We start from the raw sequence: 26,080 nt of genomic DNA, 5'->3' as shown, positions 1-26,080 counted from the left end.
CTATGGCGCGATCGTGCCGTCGATGGCGATGCGGGTGCCCTCGGTGCCGACTGCCACCGGTCCGGTGCGTCCCACCAGGTCCCCGGCTTTCGGCAAGGCGCTGCCGCTGGCGGAGATGCGCGCTTCCAGCATGACCTGTTGCTGCCCTGACAGCCGGTGGTCGGGCCGCATCGCCATCACATCGTCCAGGGTGAACGACAGCGGCAGATCGCGCGCCTGCCGGCGCAGCACCGCCAGCGGCATGCGTGAGCCGTCGGCGGGCAGCGCATAGACAAAGAGCGTGTCGCCCGGTTGCGGCGTGCGCCCGGCCTTTTCGCTGAGCGTGACCATGCCGGTGATCTTCGGGGTTTGCGCCGCGGCATCCGTGCCGCGCGCGGCCGCGAGGTTGGCGGCGATGCGCGCCGCGGTCTGCGAATCCGCCGGCAGCAGCCGGTACAGGTGCTCCCAATATCCGATCGCCGCCTGCTTGTCGCCGCGTTCGGCCGCGGCGCTGGCCGCAAGCGCCAGCGCCTTGGGGTCGTCCGGGTCCAGTGCCAGGGCCTGGCGCACCTGTGCCATGGGCGGGCCTTCTAGTGAGCCGCCGTTCAGGCTGGCCGCACATCGGCGTAGTCCGAGCGCAGCGCGGCCACGTCCGGCGCCAGTTCGACTGCCCGCGCGTACGCCGCGGCGGCATCGGCGTGGCGTTTCATCACGCTGTATGAGCGCGCCAGCATGGCCCAGCCCTGCGCGTCGCCGGGCGACTCGCGCAGGCGCTGCGCGAGCTGGTTCACCATGCCCTCTATCTGCGCGCCGCTCAACTGGTGCTGGCTGCCGGTGTTTTCGGGCAGGTCGTCGGCACGCCAGAGCGCGACCGGGTTGCCCAGGTGCAGATAGAGCAGGATGGCGGCGCTGGGAAGCAATGCGAGCAGCAGCGCGGCGAGCAGCGGCGAGGTGCCTGCCCGTCCCGCGCCGGTGGCGGCGCCGGCGGCGTCATCGAGCAGCCGGCGGCCGAGCTCGTCGCGGGCTTCGGCGTGGCGCGCCGCGGTGAGGGTGCCGCCGCGCAGGTCGGTGTCGAGCTCGCGCAACTGGTCGTGGTATAGGTCAACCAGCAAGGTGCGTTCCGGCGTGCCCGGGTCTGGCACTGCCCGGCGGCGCAGCAGCGGCCACAGCAGGCAGGCCGTGGCGGCAGCGATCAGCGCGGCGGCGAGCAGCCAGAGTCGCGGGTGCGGCGCTGGGTTGGTCTGGGCGCGCGGGCGCAGGGTGGTGCCCAGGGCGTGGATTTCCCGGCACGCACGGTGCGCATCGTGATGCCGTACGCCGCGGGCGGGACCGGCGACGTGGTCGCGCGCATGGTAGCGGACGGCCTGGCCAAGGCATGGGGCAAGGCGGTTGTGTTGGACAACCGGCCAGGCGCCGGGGGCATGATCGGCGCGGACATGGTGGCCAAGGCGGAGCAGGCAGGGCCGGCTGGTGCGGGCGCCTGCCTGCCGCGCGTTTACTGGTAGGTCACTACCACCACGTACGCGTCCGGCGTGCCGCGTTGCCTGGCACGGGCGGGCTCGACGTCCAGCCTTGCCACGCCGATGCGGGCTTGCCCGGGCATCCGGGCAGGCGACAACGGCAACGGCGCCGAGACGATCTGCCCCGACGGCTGCTGGCAGCTCGCCTGCAACTGTCCGGCGGACGGACGGAAGCCGCAGGACGGATACGAGATTCCCCCAAGGAACGTAAGGGTGCCGGTATGCGCGGCAGCGGGGCCGATACCCGCGGCTGCCAGAACGCCCGCTGCGACCAGCCGGCCGGCAACGCCGGCGGCCTTCCTGCTGAGTTCGACCGTTTTCATGACTACCCCTCTCTCTTATTGTCAGCGTGGCCCCGAGACAGGGCGCCACTGAGAACCGGCACAGTGCAGGCCCACGGATCCGCGCGTGGGCCATATTCATCATAGCGACGGTTTCAGAACATTCTTAAGAGTTATGACACTTCTGTGACAATTGAGCCTGGGGACGGCCGCTGTCCTATCGCAGGATCAGCCGCGAGCGGGCAAAGCCTGCATGGGTGCGCAGCGCCTGCATCAGCTGGTCTGACGGCACGCGGTCGAGGTCGGTGACCACATAGCCGGTGTGGCCGCGCGTCTGCAGGTGCTGGCCGGTGATATTCACGCCTTCCTGCGCCAGCAGCGTGTTCAGTGCCGCCAGGGCGCCCGGCGCGTTGCCGTGCACATTGAGCAGCCGCGCCGGCGCGTGCAGCGGGCCGGGATCGACCTCGGGGAAGTTGACGGCGCCGATGGTGCCGCCGGTGGCCAGGAAGTGCGCCAGCTTGGCCGCCACTTCGGTGCCGATATTCTCCTGCGCCTCTTCGGTGCTGCCGCCCACGTGCGGGGTCAGCAGTACGTTGGGCAGGTTCTGCAGTTCGCTGACGAAGGGATCGTTGTTGGTCTTCGGCTCCTCCGGGAACACGTCGATGGCGGCGCCGCCCAGGCGCTTCTCGCGCAGCGCCGCGGCCAGCGCGGCAATGTCCACCACGCTGCCGCGCGAGGCATTGATCAGGATCGCGCCCGGCTTGCAGGCGGCCAGGATGCGCGCATCGATCATATTGCGCGTGCGCGGTGTGGCTGGCACATGCAGGGTCACCACTTCGGCCTGCGACACTGCCTCTTCCAGCGATCCCGCGGCGCGCGCGGAACCGTGCGAGAGTCGCGCCAGCACGTCGTAGTAGACCACGCGCATGCCCATCGATTCGGCCAGCACGCCTACCTGCGAGCCGATATTGCCGTAGCCGACGATGGCAATGGTCTTGCCGCGCGCCTCGAACGCGCCGGCGGCGCCCTTGGCCCACTTGCCGGCGTGTGCCAGGGCGTTCTTTTCCGGAATCCGGCGCAGCAGCATCACTGCTTCCGACACCACCAGCTCGGCCACCGAGCGGGTGTTGGAGAAGGGCGCGTTGAACACCGGGATGCCGGCCGTGGTGGCGGCTTCCAGGTCCACCTGCGAGGTCCCGATGCAGAAGCAGCCAATCGAGAGCAGCTCGGGCGCGCTGCGGATGTCGTCGGCGCGCAGGTGGGTGGCAGAGCGGATGCCGACCACGTCGTGGCTGGCCAGCACCTGGCGCAGTTCGGCACCGGCCAGGGCGCCGGTGCGGCGCTCGACCTGCAGGCCGGCTTCAGCCAGCCGGGCATTGGCGCTCTGGTGGATGTTCTCGAGCAGGATCGCAGTGGTCACGTTCGTTTCCGCATGGAGGGTTGGCGGCGCTTGCCGCATCGTCACCATTCTGCGCGCAAAAAAGCCCGTGGGCCGGGGAGCCCCTGCTGCCGGCAATGGCACCGGCTGCCTCGCTGGCGTCGCTTCAGCGCGAGCGGCGCGCGTCGCCGCCGAGCGGGTCGACGATGATCATGGTCTGGCGCAGCACGCCGGCGTCATCGAAGTAGCAGCTGAAATGCGCGGTCTGCAAGCCATCTTTGTACATGCGCCAGGACCAGGCTTCACGTTTCATCAGGGCGTAGTACTGGATGGGCTCGCGCGGCAGGCCAAAGTGCTCCTGCACGTCCTTCTTGGTCCAGGTCCCGACCTGGGCGCGGTAGATCTCCGTCTCGGTCAGCATCTGGCGATAGTTGGTGAGCTTGCCGCCGGCGTCGAAATCGGCGGCGTAGACCTCATGGCCAAGGGGCTGGCGCGACCAGATCCAGCGGCTGGTGCCGTCGGCGAGGCGGTAGGTCTCGGTGGGGGATCCGAATGTACTGCGTACGGCACTTTCCGGGCTGCCGATCATTCGCTTGCCGGTCTGTTCCGGCTGCAAGGTCGCACAGGCCCCGAGCGAGCCGAGCACGACAGCGGCGACGCACAGTTCGCCGATACACCGGGATGGCGTGCGGGATTGCATGGCGCTCTCCTGCGGACGAGATGCCCGCATCCGGCCATTCTCCGTCCGCCAGGCCGGCCCGTGCAACACCGGCTGGTGCCGGGGGCAGCCGGGGCCGCCGGTCAGTGCGGCGCCGGCGCTGGCTCAGCAGCGGCCTTTCTTGGCCTGTCCCGGCGGGCAGAAGGACTCGTTGCCGTACGGGTCGACGCGGCAGTTGCCCTTTTTTGCCTGCCCAGGCGGGCAGCCCTGGGGGCCGCTGCCGTAGGTGTCATAAGGGGCTACCACGCAGCCGCCCAGCAGTGCGCTGCAGGCGACCAGAAGGGCCAGAGCGGATTTCATCGCATTCTCCTTGTTGTGGGGGATTCCGTTTGCGACAGGAGAATAGATGGTGGCAACGTCTTTGTCTGTAAGGAATAGTGAAAACGATCCGCTCAGGATGAATGCCGGCTACTTGCCCGCGGCGCCGGCGGGGCGCTTTCCGGCTGGCCCGGGCCGGCGCACTGCACGGATCTTGCCGCTGTTGCCGCCGCCGCAGAAGAACTGGTCGCCGCCATCGGACTCCAGCCCCGACACGCCCGCACCGGCCGGCATGGTGACCGATTCCAGCACCGCGCCCGATTGCGGGTCGATGTGCCGCAGCTCGCTCTGGTCACCTTCCCAGGTGCCGTGCCAGAGCTCGGCATCAACCCAGGTGACGCCGGTGACAAAGCGGTCGGACGTGATGGTGCGCAGGATCGCCCCCGTCTGTGGATCGACCTGGTGGATCTTCCGCTCCCGGTACTGGCCCACCCACAAGGTGCCTTCGGCCCAGGCAAGCCCCGAGTCGCCGCCGCCGCCCGGCGCGGGGATCGTGGCCAGCACGCGGCCGCTTTGCGGATCGATCTTCTGGATCCGGTCCTCGGCAATCTGGTACAGGTGCTGGCCGTCGAAAGCCGTTCCGGCATGGGCGGCGACATCGAGCGAGCGCAGTGTCCTGCCGGTGACCGGGTCCAGGGCATTGAGCTTGTCTCCGCTGGCAAACCAGACCCGCTGGCCGTCATAGCTGACACCGTGGACGTTCTCGACGCCGGGGAAGGGGCCATACTCGCGAAGCACTTCGGCTTGTGATCGTTTCATGCTGTGATCCTGTTGGCTTGGGGATGGCTACATGCTAGTCAACCGGCAGCGGCGAGGGGAGTAACAAGGTCGTCGTGAATCCCGGCACCGGCGGCGTCATCCAGCGGCGCGCGCGCCCGTGGCCAAGGGACTGGATCTTGCCCGCTGCCGCCAGCGTTTCCAGTGCCCGTTGCACCGAGCGCTGGCCGGCACCCAGCGCCAGCGCGAGCGCGGAACTGGACCATGACTCGCCATCGGCCAGCAAGGCGAGCACTGCTGCGTGCTTCTCTTCCACAGGCCGCGCCAGCACCACTACCTCGCGCGCGCGCTGCGGCACCAGTGCGAAGCCGCGCCCGGTTGCCGTGACGCCGGCAAATGCGCCAAGCACCGCCCGCAGCCGCCCGATCTCGACACGCAGCCGCGCGCGGTGCGAAGCATCGGCATGCCTGGTGCGGAAGGCGTGCGCGATCAGCGTGTCCCGGGGCACGTCGGCGGGCCAGGCCTCGGCCAGCGCGCGCGCCAGCGTGAACAACACCGGCCGCCTGGCGAGCGAGACCGCGGTGCCAGCGCAGCGCACGGCATAGCGGCACGCATCGACGACCAGCGCTTTCGATGCCAGCAGCGCTTCGACTTCCTCGAGCAGCAGCGGCCGTTCCTCGCCGCGCGCGATGCGGCGTGCCGCGGGGCTATGCAGCGCCAGGGCCGCGCTTTCTACCTCGGCGCGCAAGGATGGGATGCCGGCGCGCTGCGCCGCGTGCGCGGCCTGTGCCAGCGCGGCGCGCGCCGGCCGGGTCTGCACGCGCCGCATCGCGATGCCCGCCACGATCAGGGCATGGGTTGTGCGCAATGCGGGCGGGAAGGGGGTGGGGTCAAGCCCGGCAAGCGCCTGCTCGGCGTCGTCGATGCGGCCGATCAGCAGCAGCCGCCGTATCTCCAGATAGCGCGCATGGGCGGCGTTGACCCAGTCGCCGTGCGCTTCCAGGGTGGCGCGCGCGCTGTCCAGCGTCTTTGCGGGCCAGCCCAGGTCGCGCGAGACAAAGGCGATTTCGGTTTCGGCCACCACGCACCTGGCGCGCGCGACGGCTTCGCGCGGACCGAAGGCGCGCGCCGCGCTGCGCAACAGTGCCCGCGCGCGGATGAGGTCGCCAAGCTGCGCCATGGCGATGCCGCGCAGCGCCAGCGCCGGCGGATCGTCGCGCAGGGCAACCCGGTTCAGCGCGCCAAGCGGATCGCCCGCGGCGAGCGCTAGCGCCGCGGCGGCAATGCGTGAGTCCATCCGAATCCCGCCAGAAATCCCGCCACACTTGTCACTCCCACCGTTGGAAGCCGGCGCCTAATCTAGCACACGAACACCAACCAACGGAGGGATGCACGATGACCACACACAGCACCGGAACCCGTGAAGCCTGGCTGGCCGCGCGGCGCGAACTGCTCGAGGCCGAGAAGGATCTCACCCGACGCAGCGATGAACTGGCACGGCAGCGCCAGGCCTTGCCGTGGGTTCGAATCGACAAGCCCTACCGGTTCGAGACCGCGGCGGGCAGCGCCGCGCTGGCAGACTTGTTCCAGGGACGTTCGCAACTGCTGGTCTACCACTTCATGTTCGGCCCGGACTACCAGGCAGGTTGCCCGTCCTGCTCCGCGATTGCGGACGGGTTTGACGGCTTTGCCGTCCACCTGGCGCATCACGACGTCACGCTGGCCGCGGTGTCGCGGGCACCGTTGGCGAAATTGCTGGCGTACCAGCGGCGCATGGGCTGGACCTTCTCGTGGGCGTCGTCGCAGGGCAGCGACTTCAACACGGACTTCAGCGTCTGGTTCAGCGAAGCGCAACAGCGCCAGGGCGATATCGACTACAACTACCGGCGCGAGGCGGCATTCGCCTGGCGACCTGAACTGGAGGCCGGCGGCGCAGCGGCCGAGGCCCAGTTTGCTGCCATGTGCGGCACCGATGCCGCAACGTACCAGCGCGACCGGCCCGGCATGAGCGCCTTCGCGCTGGAAGATGGCGTTGTGTACCACACCTATTCCACCTATGCGCGCGGGCTGGATGGCCTGTGGGGCATGTACCAGTGGCTGGACCGCGCGCCGCGCGGACGCAACGAGGCCGGGGTCTGGTGGCGCCGGCACGACGAGTACGAGCAGGGCTGAGGCAGGCCGTGTCCAGCGTACTCACCGCGCACAGGCCGGCGCGCTCACGCAGCGCCGGCCCGCGCCTTGCCTTCTTTGGCATCCTGGCCGTGCTATTCATCGCCGGCGTGGCGGCGACACTCGCCTGGCATGCGTCCATGCCCGCAATGGGCGCGACGCCGATGCCCGGCGGCTGGACCATGTCGATGGCGTGGATGCGGATGTGCGGCCAGACCTGGATCCGCACGGCAATGGCCTTCCTCGGCATGTGGTTCGCCATGATGGTGCCGATGATGCTGCCCTCGCTGGCACCGATGCTGTGGCGCTACCGCCAGGCGCTGGCGGCGGCAGGGCAGGTCCGCCCGGGCATGTCGACGGTACTGGCGGGCGCCGGCTACTTCTTCGTGTGGGGCATGGTGGGCCTCGCCGTTTTCCCGGTTGGCGCTGCGCTGGCAGCGATAGCCATGCAGGCGCAGGGCCTGGCGCGCGCGGCGCCGCTCGCTGCTGCGGTGGTCCTGGTGATGGCAGGCGTGCTGCAGTTCACCGCGTGGAAAGCACGGCAGCTTGCCTGCTGCGCCAGCGCAGCGGGCCGCACGCGCGCACTGCCGGCGGATGCCGGCTCGGCGTGGCGCCATGGCCTGCGGCTGGGCGCGCACTGCACCCGGTGCTGTGCGGGCTTGACCGCGGCATTGCTCGTCATGGGCGTGATGGACCTGCGCGTGATGGCAGCGGTGACATTGGCGATGACGCTCGAACGATGGAAGCCGGCGGGTGCGCACGTGACCAGGCTTGCGGTACGGCTCACCGGGGCCGTCCTGGTCGGCGTGGGCGTGGCTACGCTCGTGCAGGCAGGTTGGGGCGGATGACGGCAGGGTACTCGTGTCCTGTTCCGCAGATACCTTGCCATGAAATCGCCCAGTTGGCCGCCATGCGTCGTTGCTCGTCGTTGCCATAGCTACGGCTATGGCGCCTCCTCGCGCCTGGCCTGACGACCAACTGGACGACAAGCTATCTGCGGAACAGGACACTAGCCCAGCGCGACCGCGAACAGCGCCGCAATCAGCGGCCGCTCCTTGCGCACCGCCAGGCAGCACAGCGAATAATCGATCGACAGCAGCGGCTCGTCGACCGGCACCACCTGCAGGCCCGGCAGCGGGATGCATTCGATCTGCGTGACGAAGCTGATGCCCATGCCATTGGCCACTGCATGCAGGATGGCCTCGCGGCTGTTGATCTCCATCACGCAGTTCAGCGCCACGCCATGCTGTGCGCACGCGCGTTCAACCCGGAGCCGGGTCTTCGAGCCCGGCTCGCGCAGGATCACGGCTTCGCCGGCGACCTCCTGCACCGTGATCGAAGCGCGCGCGGCCAGCGGATGGCCGGCCGGCATCACGGCAACGATGCGCTCTTTCCGATACGGCGCGATATGCAGGCCATCGACCGGATCGGGCTCGGCCAGGATGCCGACGTCGATATCGAAATCCTGCAGGCCGCGCAGCACCGAGGCTTCCGAGCCGATGGTGACCGTCAGTTCCAGCGAAGCATGGGTGGAACGGAAACTACGCGCCAGCCCCAGCGCGATCGGCGGCGACACCGCGCCCACGCGCACCAGCCCGGTCTTGAGCTTGTGCGCGCTCTGCAGGAACTGCATGGCCTCTTCTTCCTGCCCGAACAAGCCCTGGGTGATGGCGTAGAGCCGCTCGCCGGTGTCGGTCAGGCGCACGGTGCGGCCCGCGCGCAGGAACAGCTCCACGCCGAAGCGCGTCTCCAGCGCCTTGACCTGGTCGGTCACGGTCGGCTGCCCGATATGCAGGTATTGCGCCGCGGCAGTGAAGCCGCCCGTCCGGGCGACCGCATGGAAGCAGCGGATCGACTTGTAGTACTGGTGGAACATGGGGTCTCGATGGGGGCTGGCCGCCGTTCTGCGCGGTGTGTGCGGCGAGTCTCCCACAGACGCGTGCCGTTGCGTACAGGGTTTCCCCGAGGCCGGCAGCGTGCCGGCGATCCATTGGTTTTGGCGCACCTCGCCGTCAAAGATGCGATTGGACCGGGGGTTTGGCGTCTCCCAAACTTCAGCCACCAGGAAACGCGGCTCAAGCTGCCGCCCAGGCTACCCAGAAAAGAAGTGAGGAGACCCCATGAACCATGCCTACCACAACCCCGTGTCGATCCATTGCGGGGCTGGCAGCCTTGACCGGCTCCCGGCCCTGCTGCACGGCCGGCGCGTCGTCGTCGTGACCTTTCCCGAAGCGCGTGCGCTGGGACTGGTGGCGCGGCTTGAAGCCCTGCTGGGCGCAGACCTTGCCGGGCTGATCGAAGATGTGCAGCCGAACCCGGATGTCGCCCAGTTGTCCGGCCTGTACAACCGCTTCTGGGAAGACGCCGACGCCTGCGACGCCATCGTTGCGGTCGGTGGCGGCAGCGCGATCGATACCGCCAAGGCGTTGATGGTAGGGACCAGGTCGGGCCGGTTCGATTCGCTGATCAGCCTGCTGGCGACCGGCAAGGCGTTCACGCCGGCGCAGGTCAAGCCGCTGATCGCGGTGCCGACGACTGCCGGCACCGGCAGCGAAGTGACGCCCTGGGCCACCATCTGGGACGCCGCGAACCAGAAGAAGTACTCGCTTCACCTGCAGGCAACCTGGCCCGAAGCGGCCATCGTGGATGCGGAGCTGATGATGTCGGTGCCGCGGGGCACCACGATCTCCACCGGGCTCGATGCCCTGTCCCACGCGCTGGAATCGATCTGGAACGTCAATGCCAACCCGGTTTCCGACACCTTCGCGATTTCGGCGGTGGAGGACATCTTCGACACCTTGCCGGAACTGGTGCGCAACCTGGACGACATTGGCCTGCGTGAGCGCATGGCGCTGGCCGCCCTCAAGGCCGGACTGGCGTTCTCCAATACCAAGACGGCACTTGCGCACTCCATCTCCTACGAAATGACGCTGCGCCATGGCCTGCCGCACGGCATCGCGTGCTCGTTCACGCTGCCGATGGTGCTTGAAAAAGCCTGGGCACGCCGGCCCGACCGCGACCGCACGCTGCAGCGGCTGTTCGGGCCGGTGCTGGGCAACGGGCAGCAGCGGCTGCGCGCCTTCCTGCAGGACCTGGGCGTGAAGACCGAGTTTGCCGACTACGGCGTCTCCGACGACGAGGCCGGCGCCATGATCGCGCGTGCGCTGGACGGCGCCCGGGGCAAGAACTTCATCGGCGCTGTGCCGGCCTAGTGGCACGACCCCGGCCGACGGTGCCGCCGGCCAACACGAGCCCGCAATACGGGCCGACAATACAAGAGGAGACAAAAATGGAAACTGCCGATCGCATCCAGGCAGGGGCGTTCGTCGCTCCGGCCGAGCATTCGTTCCGGCGCGCCCAGTGGCGCATGCTGCTGGCCGCGATGTTCTGCTACTTCTTCTTCTACACCGGGCGGCAAACCTTTGGCTTCGCCATTCCCGGCATCCAGCAGGAATTCGGGTTTTCCAAGGAAGCGCTGGGCTGGGCCTCCACCTGCCTGCTGTGGTGCTACGCCATCGGGCAGGCCATCAACGGCAACCTGGGCGACAAGTTCGGCGGCCGCCGCGTGATGACCGCCGGCGCGATCCTGTCGTGCGCCGCCAACTGGGTGGTCAGCTTCGCCGTCGGCTTCAAGAGCCTGGCGATTCCCTGGGGCATCAACGGCTACTTCCAGGCCCTTGGCTGGGCGCCCGGCAGCCGGCTGCTGTCGAACTGGTGGGGCGCCGAAGAGCGCGGCAAAGTCTACGGCTTCTACGTGTTCGCGGCCGGCTGCGCCTCGGTGCTGTCGTTCGTCACCTCGATCGTGGTCGTGAACATCCTGCACCTGGACTGGCGCTGGATCTTCCGCCTGCCGGTGCTGCTGATGCTGGTGGGCGGCATCACCTTCTTCCTGATCGTGCGCGAGCGGCCGGAAGACCTTGGCTTCAAGTCGCCCGATACCGGCGTGGCCAAGGCCGAGGATGCGGAGAAGGCCACGGCAGTCGAGACCGATGCCGGCGAAAGCTCCTGGTCGCGCTACAAGGCCGTGCTGCGCAACCCGCGGCTGCTGGTCGCGGGCCTGTCGATCGGTTTCCAGAATGCCGCGCGCTATGGCCTGATCGTCTGGGTGCCGGTCCACTTCCTGGGCAAGAACTGGAAGAGCGCCGAGACCCTGATCGACCCGGCCTGGATCTCGGTGGCGCTGCCGGTGGGCATGGCCTTCGGCGCGCTGTCCAACGGCTGGATTTCCGACCGCCTGTTCGGCTCCAGCCGCAGCAAGGCCATCATGCTCTACATGGTGCTGGGTGCGATTGCCTCGATGATCATGTACCAGCTGCCCACGGGCATGGGCGCGATCGTCGCGCTGTTCCTTGCCGGCTTCTTCGTATACGGCCCCGCCTCGTCCTTCTGGGCGCTGTGCCCGGACCTGGTCGGCGCCAGGCGGGCCGGCACCGCTACCGGCATCCTGAACTTCTTCTCGTACCTGCTCGCAGGCCTGGGCGAACCCCTGATCGGCCGCATCCTGGACCAGTCCGGCAATACCTCGCTGGTGTTCCCGATCGTGGCAACCAGCTGCATCATCAGCGCCGTGATCGCGGCCTTCATCCGCCGCTGAGCGCGCCGGGCCGGCAAGGCGCCGGCCCGCCCGCGACGGCTGCATCTCCTTCCACCCACTGCTCAAGACCCGCGAGGGCAAGCTCATGACCGCATTGCAAGCCACCCCCGAAATCCGCCACGAAGCGCTGCGCATCGCCGGCGAGAAGATCTACCGCGAAGACGTGATCGAGGTGACCTATCCGTACACCGGCGAAGTCATCGCCACCGTGCCGAAGGCCACGCTCGACGACGTGCGCCGCGCCTACCGCATCGCGCGCGACTACCAGCCCACGCTGACGCGCTATGAACGCTACAAGATCCTGATGCGCGCGGGCGAGATCATCGCCTCGCGCCTGGATGAGATCTCGCGCACCATCACGCTGGAATCCGGCCTGTGCCGCAAGGATTCGCTGTACGAGGTGGGCCGCGCCTCTGACGTGCTGCTGTTTGCCGCCAACCAGGCGCTGGTCGACGACGGCCAGGTGTTCTCGTGCGACCTGACCCACCACGGCAAGAGCCGCAAGGTCTATACGCTGCGCGAGCCGCTGCTGGGCGTGATCACCGCGATCACGCCGTTCAACCACCCGTTGAACCAGGTGATCCACAAGGTGGCGCCGTCGGTGGCCACCAACAACCGCATGGTGCTCAAGCCCAGCGAGAAGACGCCGCTGGCGGCCTACCTGCTGGCCGATATCCTGTATGAGGCCGGGCTGCCGCCGCAGATGCTGTCGGTCATCACCGGCGACCCGCGCGAGATCGCCGACGAGATGCTGACGCACCCGGACGTGGACCTGGTGACCTTCACCGGCGGCGTGCCGATCGGCAAGTACATCGCCGCCACGGCCACCTACAAGCGCCAGGTGCTGGAGCTGGGCGGCAACGACCCGATCATCGTGATGGAAGACGCCGACCTGGAAGAGGCCGCCACGCTGGCCGCCAGCGGCTCGTACAAGAACTCCGGGCAGCGCTGCACGGCGATCAAGCGCATGCTGGTGCATGAGTCGGTGGCGGACCGCTTTGTCGACCTGCTGGTGGCGAAGACCGAAGCGCTCAGCTACGGCGATCCCATGGACCCGAAGGTGGACATGGGCACCGTCATCGACGAAGCCGCGGCGATCCAGTTCGAGGCGGTGGTCAATGAAGCGATTGCCGCCGGGGCCACGCTGCGCTACGGCAATATCCGGCGCGGCGCGCTGTATTCGCCGACGGTGCTCGATCATGTCGATCCCGAAATGACCGTGGCCAGGCATGAGACCTTCGGGCCGGTGTCGCCGGTGATCCGCTTCAGGGACATTGGAGATGCGATCCGCATCTCCAACGGCACCGCCTACGGCCTTTCGTCGTCGGTCTGCACCAACCGGCTCGACTACATCACGCGCTTCGTGCGGGAGCTGAAGGTCGGCAGCGTCAATGTGCGCGAGGTGCCGGGCTATCGCCTGGAGCTGACGCCGTTCGGCGGCATCAAGGATTCCGGACTGGGCTACAAGGAAGGCGTGCTGGAGGCGATGAAGAGCTTTACCAACACCAAGACATATTCGTTGCCTTGGTAGTTAGCGCCCGGTCCTGGCGGTCACGGACTAAGCAGGCGTTCCTGTGCGTGCGGCGTGCCGTGGTTGCCGGCAGCCAGGAACGAAGTGTCTTCGCGCAGGGCGCCGGGCATGCCTGCCGGCGCGGCGCACAGCAGCGCGTTCATCTGGGACAGTTCGCGCAGGGTGTCCAGGTGCAGGGCGCTGGTTTCCACGCTTGCGGTACGGCGCTGCGCGACACGGGCAATGTGGCGGGCGGTGAAGCGCTCGGCGCGCGCCTGGAAGTCGCCGGCGCATTCGAGAAGCAACGCCGACGCTGCGCGGTCGTTGGCAACAAAGAGCGACATCCTGGTACGCAGGTTGGCCACCAGCATGTCGCAAAGTTCCAGCAGTTCGGCGCTGCCCTCGGCCGAGAAGCAGAAGTTGCGGGCGAGCTTGCGCTGGTCCAGGTCGACCAGGATCCGTTCGACGATATCGCCCGCGTACTCCAGGTTGATATTGACCAGCATGATCGCGTCCCAGCGTGCGGCATCCTCGCCGTCGAGGCTGCCGGCGTCGACGTCGGTCAGGTACATCTTGACGGACGAATAGAGGTCGTCGATGCGGTCGTCCAGCGCGCGGCAGCGGACGTTCGCGGCGCGGTCGTTGCCCACGATCGAGAGCTTCATGCCATTGAGCATCTCCTCGATCACGTCGCCGATGCGCACGACCTCGCGCGTGGCATTGCCCAGCGCGACGGACGGGTGCCGCAGGTCGCCCTGGCTCAGGTAGCGCGCGCCGCCGGGCGCCGCGTCGTCGTGCGCATCAGGCAGCCATCGGGTGCAGAGGGCCGCCACCGGGTTGACAAACCAGATCAGCGTTGCGGCCAGGGTCAGGTTGAAGGCCATGTGGAAGTCGATGGCCATGGTGCCGGCACTGCTGCCCAGGCGCGCCAGCAGCCAGGGGATGGCGTCAAGCAGCGGCAGGAATGCCAGTATCCCCACGAACCGGAAGATCAGGTTCGCGAGCGATACGCGCCGGGCAGCAGGCGCACTGCCGGAATTGGCCAGGCAGGCTATCAGTCCACTGCCCAGATTGGCGCCGAGCACCAGCGGCAAGGCGGTGGCAGGGCCGATGACACCACCCATGGCCAGCGTTGCAGTCAGCAGTACCGCGGCCAGGCTGGAGTACGCGAGCAACGTCACAAGGGCGCCGATCACCAGGGCCAGCAGTGCGTCGTTGCCAAGCGAGGTGAAGATGGCGCGCACGATCTCGGCGTGCAGCAGCGGCGCGGCGTAGAGGCGGATCAGCTGCAAGGCCAGCGTGATCAGCCCCAGTCCCACGATGACTTCGCCGGCCTGTCCGCGCAGGCTGGCCTTGCCGGACAGGCGCAGGGCAATGCCGATCACCAGCAGCAGTGGCGAGAGCCAGGAGATATCGACCGACAGCAAGCGTGCCATCAGGCTGGTGCCGACGTCGGCACCGAGCACGATCGGCAGTGCCGCCGGCAACGACACCAGGCCCCCTGCCACAAAGGCGCTGGTCATCAGCGCCGTCGCGCTGCTGCTCTGGATCAGCGCGGTCACGCCAAGCCCGGCCAGGAAGCCACGCGCGGGACTGGCCGTGCCCGCGGCCAGCACCAGCCGCAAGCGCGGCCCCAACAGCTCCAGCATGCCGTGGCGCGTCACATGCGCGCCCCAGATCAGCAGTGCGACCCCGGACATCAGGGAAAGCAGGATTTGCATGGCGCCGCCCCCTGGTGGTGGCTGTCTTCGCGGCCACCCTTATCTGCTTGTTGAGGAAGCGTGCCGGCCAGGCCGGCACACACCGGACTTAGTCCGCGTGGTTCAGCGCCAGCCGCAGGATGTCGAAATTGCGCAGCCGCTGGCCTGCGGGCGCAGTGACCTTGCGGTTGAACAGCAGCGGCACCTTCTGCTCGGACAGGCCGCCGTGCGAGCGCAGCGGGGCATCCAGGCCACTCAGGTCATGGCGCGCCGGCGTGGTGCCGAGCACGGTCAGGCGTTCGCTGACCACCACCAGGTCGCCGATGCGGTCGGGCGGCAGCTCGAAGCGCTCGCTGGCGGCGCGCTTGTCCAGCACCAGTTCGATCCCGGGCAGTGCGGCGATGGCTTCATGCACGGCCTGTTGATCGGTGCCGGCAGGCAGGTACACGGTCGCGTAGGAGCCCAGTGCGCCATGGTGGGCGACGTAGGGATCGGTGATCGGCAGCAGCACGCGCGTGGCGTCCGCGCCGAAACGCTCGTCCAGCACCTGCTGCAGGAACAGGATGTTGGCCTTGCCCAGCGAATCGGTCTTGGCATTCATGCCGTGGTCGGCGGTGACGCCGATGACCGCACCCAGCGCGTCCAGGCGCTGCAGGTAGCTGTCGATCATGGCGTAGAAGGCACTGGCCTGCGGCGTTCCCGGGGCATGCTTGTGCTGGATGTAGTCCGTGGTGGACAGGTACATCAGGTCGGGGCGGACGGTTTCCAGCAAGGCCACGCCGGCGGCGAACACGAACTCGGACAGGTCGGCGCTGTAGACCGAGGGCAGCGGCATGCCGACCTTGCGCAGCACGTCGTCGATGCCGTTGTCTTCGATGGTGGCCTGGTCGGCCTTCTCCGCCGAGAAGCAGATGCCCCTGAGGCCGTGGCCCAGCAACGCGCGCAGCTTGTCCTTGGCGGTGACCACCGCCACCGATGCGCCGGCCTGCGCTGCCGCGGCCAGCACGGTGGGGGCGCGCAGGTAGCGGGCGTCGTTCATCAGCACCTCGGCGCCGGCTTCGGTGTCGTAGAAGAAGTTGCCGCAGATGCCGTGCACCGACGGCGGCACGCCGGTCACGATCGACAGGTTGTTGGGGTTGGTGAACGATGGCACCACGCAATCGCCGGTCAGCACGGTACCGCGTTTGGCCAGGCTGGCGAAGAAGGGGGTGGCGCCCGCCTGCACGGCAAGGCTGATGTATTCCTGCTCGCAGCCGTCGATGCAGACGATGACGGTGGGGCGGGCGGGAAGCTGGTAGTGGTGGCCGTTGACCTGGATCTGGGTGCTCATGGCGTCTCTTGCGGAGGGATTGTGAATGGGATTTGCCTGAGACCCATGCTAAGTTAGGCGATAAGCTCTCACAATCGAGTTTATTTTCCAGATCCTGTCAGGAAATCTCACAATGCCGCACAAGCTGCCCCCGCTCAACGCCCTGCGCATCTTCGAGGTTGCCGCCCGCGCCGGCAGCTATTCGGCGGCCGCGCGCGAGCTGCACCTGACCCATGGCGCGGTCAGCCGGCAGATCGAGATCCTGGAGCAATGGCTGGGGCAGCCGCTGTTTATCCGCCAGGGCCAGCGCATGGTGCCGACTGTCCACGCGCAGGCGTTCGCGCGCGAGATCAGCACGGCGTTCGACCAGATCAGCGCCGCTTCCGAGCGCTATGGCCGCATCGCCACGCGCAAGGTGGTGCGGGTCAATGCCCCGGCAACCTTTGCCATGCGCTGGCTGATTCCGCGGCTGGATGACTTCCGGCGCCAGCAGCCGGAGGTCGATGTGCGTGTGTCGACCGCCTTCAGCAACGAGGCGGGATTCAACGGCACCTTTGACGTGGCGATACGGCGCACCCTCGAACGTGGCGAACAGTTCGAGTCAGTGCCGATCTTTTCGGAGTACCAGACGGTGATCGCCAGTCCGGCGATACTGGAGCAGGTGCCGTTGCAGGGTGTAGAGGACCTGGTGGAGGGCGTCTTCCTCTATACGGAGACCCGGCCGGGAAGCTGGGAATCGTGGCTGCAGCAGGCGGGACATGCCTCGCTGCTGCCGGTGCGCACGCTGCGCTTCGACCATTTCTTTGTCACGCTGCAGGCGGTGGTGGACAGCCTTGGCTTTGCCATCGGCACCTTTCCGACCCTGGAAACGGACCGCGCGGGCGGGCGCATTGCGACGCCGTTTGCCGCCATCCGCGCACCGGGCAATACCTATCATGCGCTGGTGCCGCGCGATGCCGACAAGCCGCTGCATCTGCGCGCGTTCCTGGAGTGGCTGCAGCAGCAGGGGCAGGCGGCCGCGGCGACCTGAAGCGGCGCACGCCGGGGAAGCGGGGTGAGGGTGGCGCGCGGCCCGCGCGATGCGGGCCTGCGCTGAGACGGGAGCTCAGGCCCCGTCGAGGAACGCGCTGCGCTGGCCCAGGCGCGAGCCGAGCGCATCGGGTGCCAGGCTCATGCTGGCGGGGTCCACGGCCGAGGCGGGGCTGCCTGCCATGGACGGGTCGGCGGCTGCCGGCGCCATGCCCGGCTGGGCCGCCTGTACCGGAGCCTGGGCATAGCTGCCGCCCGCTGCGGGTGCCACCTGGGCCGACGGCGCTGCCGACGGCATGGCTTGCGCGGGCTGGGCGGACTGCACCGGCTGAGTGGATTGCATCGGCTGCATCGGCTGCGTCATTGGCATCGGCTGGCTCGGCTGCAGGGGCTGAGCCTGCTGCGCAAACAGCGGGTAGGACGCGATCATCGCGCCAGCCACGACCAGGGATTTCGCCAGATGTTGCTTCATTCGTGTACCTCCTAGAACGCCTACAGGCAAGGGAACAGTCACTGTAGCGCCGCGGCACCTGACATTCTGTTTGATTTTGCAACGGTCGTTAACCAGCCTTGCCATCGCGGCCAGGGCAGGTTAATTGCGCGCGCGGCCTGCAAATCTTGCGCGGCCGTCAACGCCGGGCCAATCGCTTGAGCGCCGCGGGGTCCAGCAGTTCGATCTGGCGGTACTCGCGGCGGATCAGGCCCGCGTCTTCCCACGCCTGCAGGTACTTGGCCACGGTCTGGCGCGAGCGGTTGACCATGTCGCCAAGGTCCTCAGCGCTGATGCGCACGACATGGTCGGTGCGGTCGGCCAGTTCCAGCAGGCGCGCCGCCATGCGCGCGTCGATGGGCGCCTGCGCCGCGCTTTGCGCGTGGTCGAACGCTACGCGCAGGCGCGCGCAGATCTGCTGCACGATCAGCTGCATGCCTTCCGGATGCGCGGCCAGGATGCGGTGGAAGTCGCGCTGGCTCAGCACCATCAGTTCCGTATTGCCGACGGCGAAGGCGTCGTGCGTGCGCGGCTTGCCGTCCAGCAGCGAGATCTCGCCGAACCAGCGGCCACGCCCGATCACCGAGTACACCGACTCGCGCCCGCCCGTGCTGACCCGGCTCATGCGCACCCGGCCCGACAGCACCATGCAGAAGTAGGTGGGCGGATCGCCGCGCGCGAAGATCATCTCGCCGTCGCCAAAGCGCAGGCGGCGTGCGGCGTTCGCCACGGCATCGAGCACGCCCGGCGGCGCATTGCGCAGCCAGCCGCTGGCCAGCACGCTGCGCGGCAGCGTGCGCACCGGCTCCACCGCTCTCGATCCACTCTTCACATCAGCCTTCACATCGCTCTCCTGCTGGAGCCGAGATTGTCCAATACTTAACAGACTTTGGCGCGGTGCGCCCGGACAATGCATCGATTCAATGACTCACATGCCCCGGGGAGGTGTACGCATATGGCGCAAATCCAGCTCGTCGATTCAATCAGGGACCGCGTCTCCGACGCCGAATGGCAGATGCGCGTGGACCTGGCGGCCGCGTACCGCCTGGTCGCCCACTTTGGCTGGGACGACCTGATCTTCACCCATATCTCGGCACGCGTGCCCGAAGCGCCGGACCAGTTCCTGATCAACCCGTACGGGATGATGTTCGACGAGATCACGGCATCGAGCCTGGTCAAGGTCGACCACGAAGGGCAGCCCGTGCTGGAAACGCCGTATGACGTCAACCCGGCCGGCTTCATCATCCACAGCGCCGTGCATGAGGCGCGCCCCGAAGTCGGCTGCGTGATGCACACGCATACCTCGCACGGCGTCGCCGTCTCGGCGCAGCAGGCGGGCCTGCTGCCGATCTCGCAGCAGTCGATGTTCGCGCTGACCGGGCTGGCGTACCACGACTATGAGGGCGTGGCGCTGCGCGAGGACGAAAAGGCGCGGCTGGTGGCCGACCTGGGCCGCTGCAAGCAGATGATCCTGCGCAACCATGGCCTGCTGACGTGCGGGCGCACGGTATCCGATGCTTTCCTGACCATGTACACGCTCGAGTCCGCCTGCCGCATCCAGATCCTGGCGCAAAGCGGCGGCACGCCGCTGACCATGGTGCCCGAAGCCGCCAGCGCCAACATGGGCCAGCAGGCGCGCCAGGCCACCAAGGGCAAGGGCTCCAACCTGGCCTGGCCGGGCCTGCTGCGCCGCCTCGACCGCATCAACCCTGACTACCGCAACTGACCATGGCCATCCTCGTTCACCTGCCGTCGTTCATGGCGGTTCCCATCACTGCCGCGCTGCGCGAAGCCGCGCCGGACATCACCGTGTGGAACGGCCGCGAGGCCGCCGTCGCGGAACAGGTCGAAGCCATCATCGCCTGGGGCCTGAAGCCCGGCGTGCTGCCGGCCTACCCTAAGCTGCGGCTGGTCTGCGCCGCCACCGCGGGCGTCGACAAGCTGCTGGCGGCGCCGGACCTGCCGCCTGGCATGCCGGTCACGCGCATCGTCGATCCCGGCCAGCAGACCGGCATCGCCCACTACGTGCTGGCGATGGCGCTGCGCCATACCCGCGCGCTCGGCCGGTACGCCGAACAGCAGCGCCGCGGCGAATGGAAGCGCCACCCGGGGCGCGATGTGTCGCGCTGCCGCGTGGGTGTGCTGGGGCTGGGCGAGATCGGCAGCGAGGTGGCGCGCATGTTTGCCGCCATCGGCTACCCGGTCAGCGGCTGGAGCCGCAGCGCCAAGCATCTGCCCGGCGTGACCGACTTCACCGGCGACGACGGGCTGGATACGATGCTGGCGCAGAGCGAGATCCTGGCCTGCACGCTGCCGCTGACGCCGCGCACCGAGGGCATGCTGAACCGCCAGACGCTGTCGCGGCTGCCCAAGGGGGCGTTCCTGATCAACGTCGGGCGTGGCGAGCATGTGGTCGAGCCCGACCTGGTCGCACTGATCGACGAAGGCCACCTTGCCGGCGCGGCGCTTGACGTGTTTGCCAAGGAGCCGCCCGCGGCGGACGATCCGGTCTGGACCCATCCCCGCATCGAGGCCACGCCGCATATCGCGGCCGACCCCTCGTACGAACTGGTGGCGCGGCAATGCATCGACAACCTGCGGCGCGCGCGCGACGGGCGTGAACTGTTGAACCAGGTGGACCGGCAGGCGGGCTACTGAGGGCCCGGCGTGCCGGTCCGTCCGGATGGCTATGTCACGCTCACATCGGCGGTGCCGGCCGCCACCTCCAGCAGCCGCGTGCTCGCCGTGGCAGGTAGCGCCGGAGCCGTGCCGCCTTCGAGCAGCTTGAGCGTATGGAAGGTGCAGCTCAGCTTCTCGGGCGTCAGGGTGACCAGCGCGTAGCCCTCGGCGTTGGAGTCGGCGTGGCGCAGCCACGCGTTGAAGGCGCGCAAGGTGGTGTCGAAGGTGTTCACCACCGCGCCGCCCACGTTGCTGTAGACCAGTTCACGCAGCGCGGCGAAGGCCTGGTCGTTGTCGACGATCGAGCGGAATGAACTGAGCAGGGAGTTGCTAGACAGACCGGCCGTGACCAGGTCCACCATCACCGGCGCTGGCGTCGGCGCATCGTAGTCGTCCATCACCTGGCCGGCAAAGAAGGCGTGGATATCGCCGCTCAGCGCCACCACATTGCGCACGCCGTTGTTCTTCAGGAACGCCATCAGGTTCTTGCGCTCGGCGTTGTAGCCATCCCACTGGTCGGCATTGAGGATAAAGCGGTCGAGCAGCGCGATGGCCGGCAACCGGCTTTCGATCAGCGGCTTGATGTTGGCATCGAACGCGGCGCTGTCGATGCCGACCTGCGCCAGTACATTGCGCAGCGCCGTGTAGGCCAGGTTGGCATAGGTGCCGGCGGTCTTGGCCGCGCGCAAGTCGTCGGCCAGCGCATTGGCAATGGCGCTCTCCAGCGAGGACAGGGCATTGTTGGCCAGCACCAGCGCCCTGGCGATCAGCCGCGCCACCGCCTGGATCACATCCACCTGCATGCGCAACAGCGACAGCTGGTTGGCCCACAGCTTCCACGTGGTGGCGTCGGCGCCGACGCGGTCCTGCCACCACGCGCGCTGCGCATCGCCCAGCATCGACACCGGTGTCAGCGTGCCGCCGGCGGCGGCAATCTTCTGCGCTTCGGCCGCGGCCAGTGTCTCGGCCGGGACGAAGTACAGCGCGCCGACTGCGCGGCCGGTGGTTTGCTCGGAGATGATGTGGTCGGCACGGTACAGGCGCTCGTCGGTCATCAGCAGGGTGGCGAGATTGCCGAAGGTGAACGAGCGATAGATCTGGATGTTCTGGAACGACGGGTTGTTGACGTCCAGGCTGACATCGGCCGGCATGAACTCGAACCACGCCTGGTTGGCAGCGCGCCGGCGCGCGGTGCGCGGCGTCAGGTCGTCGTCGGAGTCGTAGGTCTGCCGGTCCTGCCAGCAATTGTCGGCGAACTCATGGTCGTCCCAGATCGCAATCATCGGGAACGCGGCATGCAGGGCCTGCAGGCGCGCGTCGGTGCGATAGCTGCGGTACAGGTGGCGATAGTCGTCCAGCGTGGTGGCGTAGACGCTGCCGTCCGGCAGCGCGGTGCCATTGGGCAGCTGCAGCACGCCGTGGCGATCCTCCACATTGCCGGCGCGCGAGCCGCCCGGGACGGCCTCGTAGATGTAGTCGCCGACATGGACGATGAAGTCCAGCTCCTGCTGCGCCAGTTCTTCCATGCCGGCCCAGTGGTTGGCATTCCAGTCCTGGCAGCTGACAAAGGCGAAACGCAGCTGTGACAAGGGCGTGCCGGCCGCTGCCGCGGTGCGGGTGCGGCCGACGGTGCTGGGGCGGTTGCCCAGCAGGAAGCGGTAGTAGTAGCGGGTGCCGGGGCTCAGGCCCGTGACCTTGTTGCGGATGGTGTAGTCCCAGTCCGGCAGGGCCATCAGCGGTTGATTGACCAGCAGGCTCGGCGGCGGGAAGTCAGGCTGCGTCGACACCTGCAGCCGCACCACCACCGGCCGCTTGCCGTTGCTGCCTTCCACCCGCGTCCATACCACCACGCTGTCGGGTTTGGGATCGCCCGAGGCGACGCCATGGACGAAATTGAAGTTCTCCGGATTGCCGGTGTCGGGTTCCGGGTCGTCGCCGCCGCCGCAGGCGCTCAGCCCGCCGGTGGCAACGGTGACGGTCAGGAAACTTCCCCACTTGAGAAACTGTCGGCGGTCCATGGCGCTCCTCCTGTGCTTGCGGTCTCGGTCCACGCAGCGCGCAGCCGTGCCCGGGATGCCGCGTGCGGCACCAGGATTCGTGGGGGCGTGCTGGTTGCTGAATGCATACTAGTGGCTGGCCTGCACGCTCGCCGTCGGTGAGGTTCCGACATCGATATAGGAGGAAGTCGACTGGTTCGTGCCGGCGCTGGCGCACCGCGCACCACCGTTGCTGGCGCGATCGGCAAGTCGGCATGCATTGCCTGCGACGCGGCCTAGACTGAAAGCAAAAGATTCGGACGCGAGGGCATCATGGCGTACGACAGCATCCTGGTCCATCTCGACGGCAACCGGCAGGCCATGCAGCGCTTGCAGGTTGCGGCACGCCTTGCCACCGCCAGCCAGTGTCCGCTGATCGGCCTGCTGGCCGGGCGCGTGCCAGACCCCAGCTGGTTCTACCGCATGAACAATGCCCAGCGCTGCCTGGCCGAAGACCAGGAGCGGCGCCGGCTGCAGCGCGAGAACATGCGTTGTGCCTTCGCGGCCGCCACGCGCGAGCTGGCGGTTGCCTGCGACTGGCGCACCGTCGAGCGCGATCCGGTGCCACTGGCGCTGCGCGAGGCGCGCGAGGCCGGCCTGATCGTCTCCGGCCAGTATGACGCCGACAACGCTGAAGGCCCGGTGGCGCGGCAGTTGTTGGAGGCGCTGCTGCTTGAGAGCGGCCGGCCGGCGCTGGTGGTGCCCTGTTCCGGCGCTTTCGCCACCGTGGGCACACGCGTGCTGGTGGCCTGGAACGGCAGCCGCGAGGCCGCGCGTGCCTTGCACGACGCGCTGCCGCTGATGGCCGGGGCACGCGCGCGGGTGCTGGGCGCCCATGCCGCCAGGGAGCCGCGTGCCGATGCCACTCCGGTCAGCCACGCCGTGCACGTGCTGGAGCGACAGGGTGTGGCAGTTGAGGTGGAGCACGGCCCGGGCGGTGGCGACCTGGCCATCGGTGAGTTGATCCTGTCGCGAGCGTCGGACTTTGGTGCCGACCTGATCGTGATGGGCGCCTACGGCCACGGCCGGCTGCGCGAGCTGGTGCTGGGCGGCGTGACCAGGGTGGTGCTGGAGTCGATGACGGTGCCGGTGCTGTTCTCGCACTGAAGCGCAGCGCCACGATTCCGGCAAGCCGCGCCAGAACAGCGTCCCCTGGTGGTCTTCAGTCGACCGTGATGTGGTTGGCCTGGATCACCTTGCCCCACACGCCCACGTCGTCGCGCACGGTCTGCGCGAACTGCTCGGCACTCCTGGCGGGCGCCATGCCCATGTTCAGCTGCAGGAAGCGCTCGCGCATGGGCGCGTCAGCCAGCAGGCGGGTCACTTCCGCATTGAGCCGCTGCACGATGGCGGCACTGGTGCCGGCCGGCGCGAACAGGCCATACCAGCTGTCGGTATCGAACGGGTAACCTTGTTCGGTCATGGTCGGCACGTCCGGCGTGGCCGGCGCGCGGCGCGTGCCGCTGATGGCCAGCGCGCGCAGCTTGCCGGCGCGGATCAGCGGCAGCGACGACGAGGTATCGACAAAGGCCACCTTGACCACGCCGCCCTGCATGTCGGTCAGGATCTGCGCCACGCCCTTGTACGGCACGTGGCGCAGCTTCATGCCGGTCTGCATCTTGAGGGCTTCCATGGTCAGGTGGCCGCCCGAGCCGATGCCCCATGAGCCGTAGTCGTATGCATCCGGGCGCTTGAGCACGTGGGCGACGAACTCCTTGAGCGTGCGCGCCGGGAAGTCCGGCGTCACCACCAGGAAATTGCCGCCCGCGCCGACCTGCGCCACCGGCAACAGGTCGCGCAGGCCGTCATAGGGCAGCCTGGGCTGCAGGGTCTGGTTGATCACCACCGTGGCGGCATAGGTGAACAGCAGCGTGTAGCCGTCGGGGCTGGCCTTGGCCACGGTATCGTTGCCGATGATGCCGGTCGCGCCGGGCTTGTTGTCGACCACGATGGTCTGGCCCAGCGCCTTGCCGAGCGATGCGGCCAGCGCGCGCGCGAACAGGTCGGTGCCGCCGCCGGGCGGGGCCGGCACCACCAGCCGGATGGGCTTGGCGGGCCAGGCATTGCTGGCGCACAGCGGGCCGGCCGCCGCGCCAAGACTGAGTGCGGCAAGCGCGCGCAGCACGTCGCGCCGGCGCGCGTTGCCAGGCAGTTCCGTCGGAACCGGGTTCATTGCTTGTGGCATGGCGTCTCCCTAGTGCATGCCGAAGTTGTCCGCCGCGTCGCTTTCCAGCGCGTCGGCGGCCGCGCCATACAGGCTGCGCGACACATAGCTGCGGACCTGCGTGGCGCGCTGGCGCAGCCAGGCGGCCTTGAGCTGGCGGGCCTCGCGCACGGTGGGCGTTTCATCGGGCGCCAGCGCCAGCACGTCGATCACGTGCAGCGCCAGCTGCGTGTTGCCGCGTGCGGCCAGGGCCTGGGCGTGGCGGATCAGTGCGCCGTGGTCGGCGACGGCCGCGGCGATCTCGGCCGCCGCCCGCTGCGGCGCGGCCGGATGCAGCGTGGTGGCATTGCGGTCCCACCAGCCGTTCTCCGAGCGGTAGATGTCGCGCGCGATGTAGCTGGGGTCGCCATAGGTGGGGCGCATCCAGGGCTGGTCGAACAGCTCAGCCGGCGGCTTGAGCGCGGCCAGCACCTGGCGTTCGTTGCAGCCGGCGTTCATCAGCCGCACCACCTCCGCGCGCAGCCAGCGCAAGGCCCTGGCGGTCTGGCACAGCACGCGCTGGCATTCGTCCTCGCCCTGCAGCGTGGCGCCGAACTCTCGCACCACGGTGCGCGGCTGCAGGCCGGCCAAACGTTCCAGCGTATCGGCCCAGCGCACGGTGTCGCGCATGGTGCGGAAGGGGGTGCCGATGTTCGGGATCGAATCGATCACCGCGGGGCCGCCGTACAGCAGGCGCCGGCCCGGCAGCCAGACCGCCACGGCGTCGTCGGTCTCGGACGGTGCCCACAGGATTTCCGCGCGCCGCTCGCCCCGGCCCAGCGTCAGGCCATCGGCAAAGGTCTCGGTGGGTTCGATGTGGACCAGCTTTCCCGCCAGCGCGCCGGCCGGCTGGCGGAACTGGATCTCCGCCATGCGCTCCTGCATGCGCTGGGTTTCGCGGTAGCGCGCCTGCCGCGCCAGCACATTGACGTGGGCCAGCACCCGCGGCGCGGGCTCGCCGCGCGCGGCGGCGTGGTCCAGCCATTGCTGCAGGCCGGCGTTGTAGCCCATATGGCCGTGGCTGTAGCAGATGGCCAGCACCGGCAGCCCGGTCTGCGTGCGCAGCGCCTCGATCATGCCGCGCGTGACGCGCCCGCCGGGACCGCTGTCGACCACCAGCAGGCCGCCACCCACGTCGGCGACAAAGCTCTGCCCTTGTCCGTGCAGCAGCCACACGCCGTCGCCGACGCTTTCGATTCCGGTGCCAGTGACCAGTGCCGCCGGCCGGTCCTCAATGTCCTGCATGCTTGCCTCCTCTGCGAACCAGGTCGCGTCCAGCGCAACTGTCACGCAAGAAGGGGCATCCCGGGGATTGGGGAAAGTCCCGCCGAGATCCGGCGTACCGGCCGCAAAGCAAGCGCCGGTGCGGCCCGGCGGAGGTTTTGGAATTTCAGGTGTAAACCGCTGGTTAGCACCGCGCGGGTGCAGGGAGTTCCCCGCCGGCGCGCGC

General features: G+C 68.5%; 26 protein-coding genes. 10 read left to right on the top strand and 16 right to left on the bottom strand.

Annotated features, from left to right (window positions below):
• Complete coding sequence (locus AC3WLF_RS18755) at window positions 1-558, bottom strand: c-type cytochrome biogenesis protein CcmI/CycH (RefSeq protein ID WP_492319113.1); 558 nt, start codon at window positions 556-558, stop codon at window positions 1-3.
• Between the two features lie 26 nt (window positions 559-584).
• Window positions 585-1,136 carry a c-type cytochrome biogenesis protein CcmI gene (gene ccmI, locus AC3WLF_RS18750; protein ID WP_492340477.1) on the bottom strand — a complete coding sequence of 184 codons (552 nt, stop codon included), beginning with the start codon at window positions 1,134-1,136 and terminating at the stop codon, window positions 585-587.
• 66 nt (window positions 1,137-1,202) lie between these two features.
• Here ccmI and AC3WLF_RS18745 point away from each other — a divergent pair, with 66 nt between their 5' ends.
• The gene (locus AC3WLF_RS18745) at window positions 1,203-1,484 is read left to right on the top strand and encodes a tripartite tricarboxylate transporter substrate-binding protein (protein WP_492319114.1); all 282 of its coding nucleotides are present in this window, start codon (window positions 1,203-1,205) and stop codon (window positions 1,482-1,484) included.
• Here the strand turns inward: AC3WLF_RS18745 and AC3WLF_RS18740 are convergent.
• The 6 genes from AC3WLF_RS18740 to AC3WLF_RS18715 all read right to left on the bottom strand — a co-directional run bounded on the left by AC3WLF_RS18740 (window position 1,475) and on the right by AC3WLF_RS18715 (window position 6,208).
• Entirely contained in the window at window positions 1,475-1,822 is a 348-nt protein-coding gene (locus AC3WLF_RS18740) for a hypothetical protein (protein ID WP_492319115.1), read from the bottom strand. The genes AC3WLF_RS18745 and AC3WLF_RS18740 overlap by 10 nt on opposite strands.
• Window positions 1,823-1,997: 175 nt before the next feature.
• Window positions 1,998-3,248: a phosphoglycerate dehydrogenase gene (gene serA / locus AC3WLF_RS18735; RefSeq protein WP_492319116.1), complete on the bottom strand. Its 1,251-nt coding sequence runs from the start codon at window positions 3,246-3,248 to the stop codon at window positions 1,998-2,000.
• A 76-nt stretch (window positions 3,249-3,324) separates the two neighbouring features.
• A complete protein-coding gene (locus AC3WLF_RS18730) occupies window positions 3,325-3,858 on the bottom strand; it encodes a hypothetical protein (RefSeq protein ID WP_492319117.1) in 534 nt (177 codons plus the stop codon).
• 123 nt (window positions 3,859-3,981) lie between these two features.
• A complete protein-coding gene (locus tag AC3WLF_RS18725) occupies window positions 3,982-4,176 on the bottom strand; it encodes a lipoprotein (RefSeq protein WP_010813486.1) in 195 nt (64 codons plus the stop codon).
• Between the two features lie 108 nt (window positions 4,177-4,284).
• Window positions 4,285-4,953 carry a Vgb family protein gene (locus AC3WLF_RS18720; RefSeq protein ID WP_492319118.1) on the bottom strand — a complete coding sequence of 223 codons (669 nt, stop codon included), beginning with the start codon at window positions 4,951-4,953 and terminating at the stop codon, window positions 4,285-4,287.
• Between the two features lie 34 nt (window positions 4,954-4,987).
• Window positions 4,988-6,208, bottom strand: a complete 1,221-nt coding sequence (locus AC3WLF_RS18715; protein WP_492350964.1) for a helix-turn-helix domain-containing protein — start codon at window positions 6,206-6,208, stop codon at window positions 4,988-4,990.
• A gap of 98 nt (window positions 6,209-6,306) precedes the next feature.
• On the opposite strand from AC3WLF_RS18715, the gene AC3WLF_RS18710 reads away from it, so the two are divergent.
• The gene (locus AC3WLF_RS18710) at window positions 6,307-7,083 is read left to right on the top strand and encodes a DUF899 domain-containing protein (protein ID WP_492358612.1); all 777 of its coding nucleotides are present in this window, start codon (window positions 6,307-6,309) and stop codon (window positions 7,081-7,083) included.
• Window positions 7,084-7,091: 8 nt separating this feature from the next.
• Window positions 7,092-7,928, top strand: coding sequence for a DUF2182 domain-containing protein (locus AC3WLF_RS18705; RefSeq protein WP_492358611.1), 837 nt, complete (start codon window positions 7,092-7,094; stop codon window positions 7,926-7,928).
• A gap of 161 nt (window positions 7,929-8,089) precedes the next feature.
• On the opposite strand, the gene AC3WLF_RS18700 is transcribed toward AC3WLF_RS18705, so the two are convergent.
• Entirely contained in the window at window positions 8,090-8,956 is an 867-nt protein-coding gene (locus tag AC3WLF_RS18700) for a LysR substrate-binding domain-containing protein (RefSeq protein ID WP_492356446.1), read from the bottom strand.
• A 244-nt stretch (window positions 8,957-9,200) separates the two neighbouring features.
• Here AC3WLF_RS18700 and psrA point away from each other — a divergent pair, with 244 nt between their 5' ends.
• The 3 genes from psrA to phnY all read left to right on the top strand — a co-directional run bounded on the left by psrA (window position 9,201) and on the right by phnY (window position 13,205).
• Window positions 9,201-10,292, top strand: a complete 1,092-nt coding sequence (gene psrA, locus AC3WLF_RS18695) for an iron-containing alcohol dehydrogenase PsrA (protein ID WP_492358610.1) — start codon at window positions 9,201-9,203, stop codon at window positions 10,290-10,292.
• 77 nt (window positions 10,293-10,369) lie between these two features.
• Window positions 10,370-11,674 (top strand): MFS transporter, encoded by a 1,305-nt coding sequence (locus tag AC3WLF_RS18690; RefSeq protein WP_492350961.1) that lies wholly within the window; start codon window positions 10,370-10,372, stop codon window positions 11,672-11,674.
• Window positions 11,675-11,759: 85 nt separating this feature from the next.
• Window positions 11,760-13,205 (top strand): phosphonoacetaldehyde dehydrogenase, encoded by a 1,446-nt coding sequence (gene phnY, locus AC3WLF_RS18685; RefSeq protein ID WP_492319125.1) that lies wholly within the window; start codon window positions 11,760-11,762, stop codon window positions 13,203-13,205.
• Between the two features lie 20 nt (window positions 13,206-13,225).
• Here the strand turns inward: phnY and AC3WLF_RS18680 are convergent, their stop codons facing one another.
• Both AC3WLF_RS18680 and phnA read right to left on the bottom strand, forming a co-directional pair.
• Window positions 13,226-14,905 (bottom strand): Na/Pi cotransporter family protein, encoded by a 1,680-nt coding sequence (locus tag AC3WLF_RS18680; protein ID WP_492319126.1) that lies wholly within the window; start codon window positions 14,903-14,905, stop codon window positions 13,226-13,228.
• An 88-nt stretch (window positions 14,906-14,993) separates the two neighbouring features.
• Entirely contained in the window at window positions 14,994-16,214 is a 1,221-nt protein-coding gene (gene phnA / locus AC3WLF_RS18675; protein WP_492356441.1) for a phosphonoacetate hydrolase, read from the bottom strand.
• 112 nt (window positions 16,215-16,326) lie between these two features.
• On the opposite strand from phnA, the gene AC3WLF_RS18670 reads away from it, so the two are divergent.
• Window positions 16,327-17,223 carry a LysR substrate-binding domain-containing protein gene (locus AC3WLF_RS18670; RefSeq protein WP_492319128.1) on the top strand — a complete coding sequence of 299 codons (897 nt, stop codon included), beginning with the start codon at window positions 16,327-16,329 and terminating at the stop codon, window positions 17,221-17,223.
• A gap of 75 nt (window positions 17,224-17,298) precedes the next feature.
• Here the strand turns inward: AC3WLF_RS18670 and AC3WLF_RS18665 are convergent, their stop codons facing one another.
• Both AC3WLF_RS18665 and AC3WLF_RS18660 read right to left on the bottom strand, forming a co-directional pair.
• Window positions 17,299-17,694 (bottom strand): hypothetical protein, encoded by a 396-nt coding sequence (locus tag AC3WLF_RS18665; protein WP_492319129.1) that lies wholly within the window; start codon window positions 17,692-17,694, stop codon window positions 17,299-17,301.
• A 157-nt stretch (window positions 17,695-17,851) separates the two neighbouring features.
• Entirely contained in the window at window positions 17,852-18,556 is a 705-nt protein-coding gene (locus AC3WLF_RS18660) for a Crp/Fnr family transcriptional regulator (RefSeq protein ID WP_492319130.1), read from the bottom strand.
• 111 nt (window positions 18,557-18,667) lie between these two features.
• Between AC3WLF_RS18660 and AC3WLF_RS18655 the strand changes: the two genes are divergently transcribed.
• Both AC3WLF_RS18655 and AC3WLF_RS18650 read left to right on the top strand, forming a co-directional pair.
• Window positions 18,668-19,438, top strand: coding sequence for a class II aldolase/adducin family protein (locus AC3WLF_RS18655; protein ID WP_492319131.1), 771 nt, complete (start codon window positions 18,668-18,670; stop codon window positions 19,436-19,438).
• Window positions 19,439-19,440: 2 nt separating this feature from the next.
• Window positions 19,441-20,370 carry a 2-hydroxyacid dehydrogenase gene (locus tag AC3WLF_RS18650; RefSeq protein ID WP_492358609.1) on the top strand — a complete coding sequence of 310 codons (930 nt, stop codon included), beginning with the start codon at window positions 19,441-19,443 and terminating at the stop codon, window positions 20,368-20,370.
• Window positions 20,371-20,399: 29 nt separating this feature from the next.
• On the opposite strand, the gene AC3WLF_RS18645 is transcribed toward AC3WLF_RS18650, so the two are convergent.
• Window positions 20,400-22,409 (bottom strand): alkaline phosphatase D family protein, encoded by a 2,010-nt coding sequence (locus AC3WLF_RS18645; RefSeq protein WP_492340459.1) that lies wholly within the window; start codon window positions 22,407-22,409, stop codon window positions 20,400-20,402.
• Between the two features lie 291 nt (window positions 22,410-22,700).
• Between AC3WLF_RS18645 and AC3WLF_RS18640 the strand changes: the two genes are divergently transcribed.
• The gene (locus tag AC3WLF_RS18640) at window positions 22,701-23,534 is read left to right on the top strand and encodes a universal stress protein (protein WP_010813371.1); all 834 of its coding nucleotides are present in this window, start codon (window positions 22,701-22,703) and stop codon (window positions 23,532-23,534) included.
• Window positions 23,535-23,589: 55 nt separating this feature from the next.
• Here AC3WLF_RS18640 and AC3WLF_RS18635 read toward each other — a convergent pair whose 3' ends face one another.
• Both AC3WLF_RS18635 and AC3WLF_RS18630 read right to left on the bottom strand, forming a co-directional pair.
• On the bottom strand, window positions 23,590-24,612 hold the full coding sequence (locus tag AC3WLF_RS18635; RefSeq protein WP_492358608.1) for a Bug family tripartite tricarboxylate transporter substrate binding protein: 1,023 nt from the start codon (window positions 24,610-24,612) through the stop codon (window positions 23,590-23,592).
• Window positions 24,613-24,621: 9 nt separating this feature from the next.
• Entirely contained in the window at window positions 24,622-25,875 is a 1,254-nt protein-coding gene (locus AC3WLF_RS18630) for an alkyl sulfatase dimerization domain-containing protein (RefSeq protein ID WP_492358607.1), read from the bottom strand.
• Window positions 25,876-26,080 lie beyond the last annotated feature (205 nt).

The sequence above is a fragment of the Cupriavidus sp. FW306-01-F10A genome, assembly GCF_058782785.1.
This window is presented reverse-complemented; position numbering and strand designations above follow the sequence as displayed.

What these genes read in the sequence shown, in the direction of transcription:
- AC3WLF_RS18755 (WP_492319113.1), bottom strand. Translation starts at nt 558, where the DNA reads ATGGCACAGGTGCGCCAGGCCCTGGCACTGGACCCGGACGACCCCAAG.
- AC3WLF_RS18740 (WP_492319115.1), bottom strand. Translation starts at nt 1,822, where the DNA reads ATGAAAACGGTCGAACTCAGCAGGAAGGCCGCCGGCGTTGCCGGCCGG.
- serA (WP_492319116.1), bottom strand. Translation starts at nt 3,248, where the DNA reads ATGGTGACGATGCGGCAAGCGCCGCCAACCCTCCATGCGGAAACGAAC.
- AC3WLF_RS18730 (WP_492319117.1), bottom strand. Translation starts at nt 3,858, where the DNA reads ATGCAATCCCGCACGCCATCCCGGTGTATCGGCGAACTGTGCGTCGCC.
- AC3WLF_RS18725 (WP_010813486.1), bottom strand. Translation starts at nt 4,176, where the DNA reads ATGAAATCCGCTCTGGCCCTTCTGGTCGCCTGCAGCGCACTGCTGGGC.
- AC3WLF_RS18720 (WP_492319118.1), bottom strand. Translation starts at nt 4,953, where the DNA reads ATGAAACGATCACAAGCCGAAGTGCTTCGCGAGTATGGCCCCTTCCCC.
- AC3WLF_RS18715 (WP_492350964.1), bottom strand. Translation starts at nt 6,208, where the DNA reads ATGGACTCACGCATTGCCGCCGCGGCGCTAGCGCTCGCCGCGGGCGAT.
- AC3WLF_RS18710 (WP_492358612.1), top strand. Translation starts at nt 6,307, where the DNA reads ATGACCACACACAGCACCGGAACCCGTGAAGCCTGGCTGGCCGCGCGG.
- AC3WLF_RS18700 (WP_492356446.1), bottom strand. Translation starts at nt 8,956, where the DNA reads ATGTTCCACCAGTACTACAAGTCGATCCGCTGCTTCCATGCGGTCGCC.
- psrA (WP_492358610.1), top strand. Translation starts at nt 9,201, where the DNA reads ATGAACCATGCCTACCACAACCCCGTGTCGATCCATTGCGGGGCTGGC.
- AC3WLF_RS18690 (WP_492350961.1), top strand. Translation starts at nt 10,370, where the DNA reads ATGGAAACTGCCGATCGCATCCAGGCAGGGGCGTTCGTCGCTCCGGCC.
- phnY (WP_492319125.1), top strand. Translation starts at nt 11,760, where the DNA reads ATGACCGCATTGCAAGCCACCCCCGAAATCCGCCACGAAGCGCTGCGC.
- AC3WLF_RS18680 (WP_492319126.1), bottom strand. Translation starts at nt 14,905, where the DNA reads ATGCAAATCCTGCTTTCCCTGATGTCCGGGGTCGCACTGCTGATCTGG.
- phnA (WP_492356441.1), bottom strand. Translation starts at nt 16,214, where the DNA reads ATGAGCACCCAGATCCAGGTCAACGGCCACCACTACCAGCTTCCCGCC.
- AC3WLF_RS18670 (WP_492319128.1), top strand. Translation starts at nt 16,327, where the DNA reads ATGCCGCACAAGCTGCCCCCGCTCAACGCCCTGCGCATCTTCGAGGTT.
- AC3WLF_RS18665 (WP_492319129.1), bottom strand. Translation starts at nt 17,694, where the DNA reads ATGAAGCAACATCTGGCGAAATCCCTGGTCGTGGCTGGCGCGATGATC.
- AC3WLF_RS18655 (WP_492319131.1), top strand. Translation starts at nt 18,668, where the DNA reads ATGGCGCAAATCCAGCTCGTCGATTCAATCAGGGACCGCGTCTCCGAC.
- AC3WLF_RS18650 (WP_492358609.1), top strand. Translation starts at nt 19,441, where the DNA reads ATGGCCATCCTCGTTCACCTGCCGTCGTTCATGGCGGTTCCCATCACT.
- AC3WLF_RS18645 (WP_492340459.1), bottom strand. Translation starts at nt 22,409, where the DNA reads ATGGACCGCCGACAGTTTCTCAAGTGGGGAAGTTTCCTGACCGTCACC.
- AC3WLF_RS18640 (WP_010813371.1), top strand. Translation starts at nt 22,701, where the DNA reads ATGGCGTACGACAGCATCCTGGTCCATCTCGACGGCAACCGGCAGGCC.
- AC3WLF_RS18635 (WP_492358608.1), bottom strand. Translation starts at nt 24,612, where the DNA reads ATGCCACAAGCAATGAACCCGGTTCCGACGGAACTGCCTGGCAACGCG.
- AC3WLF_RS18630 (WP_492358607.1), bottom strand. Translation starts at nt 25,875, where the DNA reads ATGCAGGACATTGAGGACCGGCCGGCGGCACTGGTCACTGGCACCGGA.